The organism is Okeania sp. SIO2F4, from assembly GCF_010672385.1.
Lineage (GTDB): Bacteria > Cyanobacteriota > Cyanobacteriia > Cyanobacteriales > Microcoleaceae > Trichodesmium.
On record NZ_JAAHGT010000529.1, the window covers coordinates 1 to 6,640 of the forward strand.

The 6,640-nt window shown below is 32.9% G+C and carries 6 protein-coding genes; 3 read left to right on the forward strand and 3 right to left on the reverse strand.

Annotated elements, in window-relative coordinates; genetic code table 11:
* Together F6K22_RS26620 and F6K22_RS26625 are read right to left on the reverse strand one after the other, a co-directional pair.
* On the reverse strand, positions 1-440 hold a 440-nt coding region (locus F6K22_RS26620; protein ID WP_293105007.1), incomplete at its 3' end, for a hypothetical protein.
* 292 nt (positions 441-732) lie between these two features.
* Positions 733-2,691 (reverse strand): LAGLIDADG family homing endonuclease, encoded by a 1,959-nt coding sequence (locus tag F6K22_RS26625; protein WP_293105010.1) that lies wholly within the window; start codon positions 2,689-2,691, stop codon positions 733-735.
* Positions 2,692-2,841: 150 nt separating this feature from the next.
* Between F6K22_RS26625 and tcmP (F6K22_RS26630) the strand changes: the two genes are divergently transcribed.
* Together tcmP (F6K22_RS26630) and tcmP (F6K22_RS26635) are read left to right on the forward strand one after the other, a co-directional pair.
* A complete protein-coding gene (gene tcmP / locus F6K22_RS26630) occupies positions 2,842-3,162 on the forward strand; it encodes a three-Cys-motif partner protein TcmP (protein ID WP_293105013.1) in 321 nt (106 codons plus the stop codon).
* A 34-nt stretch (positions 3,163-3,196) separates the two neighbouring features.
* Positions 3,197-3,712, forward strand: a complete 516-nt coding sequence (gene tcmP, locus F6K22_RS26635; protein WP_293105021.1) for a three-Cys-motif partner protein TcmP — start codon at positions 3,197-3,199, stop codon at positions 3,710-3,712.
* Between the two features lie 254 nt (positions 3,713-3,966).
* Here the strand turns inward: tcmP (F6K22_RS26635) and F6K22_RS26640 are convergent, their stop codons facing one another.
* Positions 3,967-4,854, reverse strand: coding sequence for an alpha/beta fold hydrolase (locus tag F6K22_RS26640; RefSeq protein WP_293105016.1), 888 nt, complete (start codon positions 4,852-4,854; stop codon positions 3,967-3,969).
* A 1,585-nt stretch (positions 4,855-6,439) separates the two neighbouring features.
* On the opposite strand from F6K22_RS26640, the gene F6K22_RS26645 reads away from it, so the two are divergent.
* Positions 6,440-6,640, forward strand: a 201-nt coding sequence (locus tag F6K22_RS26645) for a hypothetical protein (RefSeq protein WP_293105019.1), incomplete at its 3' end; no start/stop codon positions are given.

Below are 6,640 nucleotides of genomic sequence, written 5' to 3' on the forward strand. Positions count from 1 at the left end.
TCAAATTCTTTTACTTCTAATTCGGAGGGTAATGTTTCTGAACTAGAGGCAATATTTAGATTATTAATTTCCCTAGTTTCAGAGAAATCTGTCTGGGGTATGTCAAATTCTTTTACTTCTAATTCGGGGAGTAATGTTTCTGAACTAGAGGCAATATTTAGATTATTAATTTCCCTAGTTTCAGAGAAATCTGTCTGGGGTATGTCAAATTCTTTTACTTCTAATTCGGGGAGTAATGTTTCTGAACTAGAGGCAATATTTAGATTATTAATTTCCCTAGTTTCAGAGAAATCTGTCTGGGGTATGTCAAATTCTTTTACTTCTAATTCGGAGGGTAATGTTTCTGAACTAGAGGCAATATTTAGATTATTAATTTCCCTAGTTTCAGCTAAATAAGGTGTATGTAAGAATTCATTTTCCCAAAAATTGAAAGAATCCATAATTAATTTTCTCTAATAAAATCAAGCATCAGATTAGCAGTAATTTGTAATTTCTCCAAGTTCTGAAAAAGTAGATGTTGGCTAAAACTTGAAATTAAACTTGAATCGCTACTTTATTTATATCTTTTTTTTGACTGATTTCTTTTCTTATACAAGAAACTGTTTACCGAATAATTAAGGTAAAAATCCTCTCACTCGCCGTGGAGAAACAATGAATTAGTTTTCCTTTTATTCAATCCCATCAGTTTTAGGGAGAAGTAATTATCAATTATCAATTATCAATTATTGAATCCTACCATTTTTCTACTGTTGGCATATATAACCAGCGATTTAATTTTTCTTCCTCTACATAACCTTTTAATTCTGGGTCTGGCCAAATATGAAGCTTGTCTAAACATCCAATACTTTTAGCTGCTTCTTCCACCTCTTCCCATTGTTTAATAAAATTTTCTGCCCACGATTTTTTAGTCATAATTGAACTAGCAAATTCTAAACCTGCTGCTATCATACGTTTACCATTAGTTCCACGAGCATTAATAGGTTCCCAAAATATTACTTCTGGGTTAATTTTCATAATTTGTTCTAGGTTTTTTTTAAAATCATCTAATGTCATTATTGGAGGAGTAGGAGCCATAGCTACATACAATCTACACCCTGCTCGATCACCTTTTTGTAAAGCTTCATAGCGCTTAGAAGGTGGGGGTGCTTGTGGTTCAATTTTGAGACTAAGTTCATCATTTAAAAACGGTAAACTCATACCAACTGTAATATTAGGTTGATTGAGAATATCTAAATCATTTATCCATAAAGGACTACGAGTTAAAATTATTACTCTTCTCTGATTTTTAGATAATATTTCGACAGTTTGACGAGTAATTTTTGCTGTTTGATAATTTTGATATGGGTCGGTTCCAGAACATAATAAAATTACTCCTTTTCCTTCTGGTGTTTCGCGCCATTTTTTCTTACGATTTAATTTTTCTTCTAATTGCTGAGGTATATTTTCTCGAACTAATAAATATTTTCCCCAATCCATCTGAGGATTACTAATTCCTTTTTCTTGTAATTCCTTTTGTTTTGTTCTAATTGCAGGAGTAGAAGGTACATAACAGTTATGGGTAGCTAGTCCGTTAGCAAAAAATGTATGGGTTGAAGTTTGGATATCTATAACATCAACTATACCAAGAGGAATTTTGTCGATAACTTTGGCAGATTTCATACCTTTTAAAGCTCCTCCGATTATTTTATCTGATTTTATGATTATCGCTGGACAAAAAATCGAAAAAAATCTAATCACCTCTGTAAAACCGCCAATGAGTCGAAGATTAAAACAGCTATTTTTGTATTTTTCTATCTTGAATGTAAAGCCAAAAGACTCAGCATATTTTTGCACTTGGTGGAGTACAGGTAGTGTTTTTTGAGAAAATCGAAGGGAACCATTAAAGGAACTTTCCGCATCAAAAAAACCTGCTACAAAACCTCTGTGATACTCAGTCGTATCCAAGAGTTTATTTATTAAAAAAAACAACTTTCTGCATTGACTTTGAGAGCGAGTTTCTACTTTTTGAGCAGAGCGATGTTTCTCATTACCTTGGTAATAAGGGCGAATATCAACAGATATCTCAAATTTTAAAAGGTATTCAACTAATCTTTCTAGGGGTTCAATATCGCAAAGAGCAACTCTCCAGTATGGAGTGTAATCTCCTTTGTAAAGCTCAGATGGATTGAATCTAAAGGTTCCATCTCCTTCTGTCATCCCTACAATATAGCCAAGTTTATAATCAGTTGAAGGTGAAAGATAACGAGCAGAACCAATACTTTTGAGTGTGGAAAATCCATCTTTTCTGTTTTCTGAAGAGCTTGTTAATTCAGATGTAGGCAACCAGTTGCCACGATAATTTAGCCACCCATGATTTGCTGTGGCAATTACTTCTCCGACTTCAGTTATGATTTTGTATGCTGGTTTTTTACTCCATTGAATTGCTTCTATAGTAGTTTTGCGGAAAAACCGATAAACATGGGTAGTTACATTTTCATCAAACCCTAGAAGTTCGTCTCCTACCCTGGCATTTTCTAGTTTTCGCCAGACAAGATCGGAATAAAGAATCAGGGTTTCTGGAGCAAGGCAAAAGGTGCATCCATGAAGACAACCTGATGCTATATTAATTACATAATCACATAATCCTTTCTTTTTTAGGGCACTCTCTTGAAGCGGATTAACAATTTTTTCTGAGCCTTTAATAATAGACATTATAGACATCTTTGTTTTTGATTAAAATATTACTTTTTTCTTAGTTTTTATCTAAAAATAATATAATAAGTATAGCATATTTATTAGTATGTTAATTGGAATTTTAAATATAATATTTTGATAAGTAATTATTAATAAAGGATAGAAATAATGGCAAAGCAAGTATTTGGTGGAAATTGGACAGAAGATAAGTTAAATCGAGTACGGAAATATTTAGTTGCTTATGCTACGATTATGAATAAATATAATTTTAACTATGCTTATATAGATGCTTTTGCTGGTACAGGATACCGAGAGATTAAAGAAATAGAAGATAAAGATACATTACTATTTCCAGAATTTTATGACTTAGCAGTACAAAAATTCTTGGATGGATCTGCACGAATAGCACTACAAGTAAAACCAAGCTTTAATAAGTATATTTTTATCGAAAAAAATCAAAGTAAAGCTTCTGACTTAAAATCAACTTAAAATAGATTTCCCCCAACTTGCTGATCATATAGTTATTGTTAATGAGGAAGCCAATGAATTCTTGAAAAATATCTGTTTAAAAGATTGGACACGCCATCGAGCAGTGCTTTTTTTAGATCCTTTTGGCATGGATGTTAAGTGGAATACTGTTGAATTAATTGCTCAAACTAAGGCGATTGACTTGTGGTATTTGTTTCCTATTATGGGAGTTAATAGATTACTCAAAAAGGATGGAAATATAGAAGAAGTAAATCGGAGCAAACTAAATGAAATTTTTGGAACAACAGATTGGTATGATACTTTTTACCAAGTAAGAGGAGAGCAAAATTTATTTGGATTCTATTCTTTTACAGAGAAAACAGTAGACGGTAAGTCAATTGGGCAATACTTTATTGATAGATTAAAAACTATTTTTGAAGGAGTGGCAGAAAATCCACTTTTATTATATAACTCATGTAATAGTCCTCTATTCTTACTTTGCTTTGCAGCAGCAAATAAGAAAGGAGCAAAAACAGGAATTAAAATTGCACAAGATATATTGGGGAAATAAATTAAGTAGGTGGGTTTAATTATCCGTACAATAGTAATGAAGATTCAAAACTGTGAGAACCTTTTGGGAAATTGCTTCTAGGTTCTTTTGAAGATTTTTGATTTTAACCTTTATTTATACCTACCTACTTAGAAGCTATGAAAATAATAAAACTAGAAAATATAGAAATTTAAAAAATTTAGATTTTTAAATTAAGAATATTTAATGTATATTTTTAATCTTACAGTATCCAACAGTATCCAAATTTGGTGTTATTATTCTCTAATAAAATCAAGAATATAATTAGCAGTAACTTCTGCTTTTTCCAAGTGAGGAACATGACCGCAATTAGGAATCCAAATCAGTTTAGAATTAGCGATCGCTCCCTTCAATTTACCAGCATCACCAGTACCTAAAATCCGGTCATTTTCTCCCCACAAAATTAATGTTTGCTGTTGCAGAGAAGGCAATTTATTTTTGAAATTACCATACCCACCACTTTTAGTAAAAGAAATTAAAGCTTGATTCCAACCAGGCATTTCTAGATGCAATCTCGCACAAATATTAGCATCTAAAGTGGCAAAACTTTTATCAAAATAAGCACTACGACTAATACTTGCTCGCACCTGGGGACGACGCAAAAATTCTGTGGCGAAATAGTCAAGTGGAGGAAAAATAAACTTACTAATAATTGGATTATTTTGCATTCCAGCACTATCAATTAATACCAATTTTTTGACAACGTCTGGGTAAGTAAGAGTAAAATCAATAGCAGCAGCACCACCCATAGAAGCACCAACCAAAATAACAGGTTGATTAATCAAACTTTCCCAGAAAGAATAAAGATGAGTAGCGATCGCTCCTGGATTAATTTTTAAATTGGCTAATCTATCTGTAAAACCAAATCCCAATAAATCAACGGCAAAAGTTTGATTTTGAGCAGCAAGTAATGGTAAAAGGCGACGATATTCAAAAATAGAACTATCAAAACCATGCAGTAACAAAATTGGAGTAACACCCTCACCTTTAGATACAAAAGTTGTATTAATTGGCTGAGAAATGAGAGGAGTAGAAATTGATTGATACTGAATATTTTGAGCAAAAGAAATAGATGTAGATTCAGTCAGACTTTCAGTTAATTTTGGTAAAAAATCAGGATACATTGGCTATTGATTAAAATTTTTGATTAATTCTGACTAATAGTTTAACCCAAAATCTCTCATAGTTTTAGGGAGTAGGGAATAGGGAGTAGGGAGTAGTGAAGATGGGTGAGAGGATAGGGAACAATCTAGTTTACTCAAAACTAGGAAAATTGAATAGTCGAAAACTGACCAGAGAAGATTTGGAAAAATTCTACTCAGACCTGAAAAAATCTGACTGTTGAGACCTGAGAATTGAGCGACTTTCCTTCAGAGGAACTCCGATAAATATCTATATATATAGATGTAGACTTAGACAAATCTCTCCAGTTTACTTTGGCAAAAAATTGAGAGTCTCAAGGAAAATCTCTCACTGACAAAACTCGAAAAATTGAGTAGTCGAAAACCGACCAGAGAAGATTTGGAAAAATTCTACTCAGACCTGAAAAAATCCGACTGTCGAGACCTGATAATTTATCAACTTTCCTTCAGGGAAACTCCGATAAATATCTATATATATAGATGTGTATACTCAGAGAAATTCCTCTATAGCAATCCGCGCATAGGTTGCGAGTAATCAAAAAGTAGATAAAAAAACCGAAACTCTCACCAATTAAGTGTTCCCAGTTAAGCGTTCCCTCAAAGCGGTAAGATTTTTATACACAAATAAAATAGGATTGCTATAGTTTACTTTGACAAAAAATTGAGAGTATCAAGCAAAATCTCTCACCAACAAAACCAGAAAAATTGAATAGTCGAAAACTGACCAGAGAAGATTTGGAAAAATTCTACTCAGACCTGAAAAAATCTGACTGTAGAAACTTCAGAACTTATCAACTTTCCTTTTTCCTTCAGAGGGACTCCGATAAATATCTATATATATAGATGTAGACTTAGATAAACCTTTATAGTTTACTTTGGCAAAAAATTGAGAGTATCAAGCAAAATCTCTCACTGACAAAACTCGAAAAATTGAGTAGTGGAAAATCCACCAGAGAAGATTTGGAAAAATTCGAGATTGAGTAGTCGAAAACCTACCAGAGAATATTCATAAAAATCCGAGTTGGAGTCGCAAAAATCCGACTATCGAGACCTGATAATTTATCAACTTTCCTTCAGGGAAACTCCGATAAATATCTATATATATAGATGTGTAGATTCAGATAAATTCCTCTAGTTTACTTTGACAAAAAATTGAGAGTCTCAACCAAAATCTCTAACTCACAAAACCAGAAAAATTGATAATTGGAAAATCCACTAGAGAAGATTTGGAAAAATTCTACTCAGACCAGAAATATATAGATGTAGACTCAGACAAATTCCTCTAGTTTACTTTGGCAAAAAATTGGGAGTCTCAACCAAAATCTCTCACTGACAAAACCAGAAAAATTGAGTAGTCGAAAACCGACCAGAGAATATTCGGAAAAATCCTACTTACAGCAGAAAAAATCTGACTGCCTAGACCTCATAATTGAGAAACTTTTCTTCAGAAAGACTCCGATAAATATCTATATATATAGATGTGTAGACTCAGAGAAATTCCTCTAGTTTACTTTGACAAAAAATTGAGAGTATCAAGCAAAATCTCTAACTCACAAAACCAGAAAAATTGAGTAGTCGAAAACCGACCAGAGAATATTCGGAAAAATCCTACTTACAGCAGAAAAAATCTGACTGTCGAGACCTCAGAATTTATCAACTTTCCTTCAGAGCGACTCTAAGAAATATTGCTGTACCACCCAGGTCAAACAGTCGCTCCGGGTTAGCATCAAACAGTAACTCTCGTAGCCTTTTACGTTCCTTAAAGTTG

What these genes read in the sequence shown, in the direction of transcription:
- F6K22_RS26625 (WP_293105010.1), bottom strand. Translation starts at nt 2,691, where the DNA reads ATGTCTATTATTAAAGGCTCAGAAAAAATTGTTAATCCGCTTCAAGAG.
- tcmP (WP_293105013.1), top strand. Translation starts at nt 2,842, where the DNA reads ATGGCAAAGCAAGTATTTGGTGGAAATTGGACAGAAGATAAGTTAAAT.
- F6K22_RS26640 (WP_293105016.1), bottom strand. Translation starts at nt 4,854, where the DNA reads ATGTATCCTGATTTTTTACCAAAATTAACTGAAAGTCTGACTGAATCT.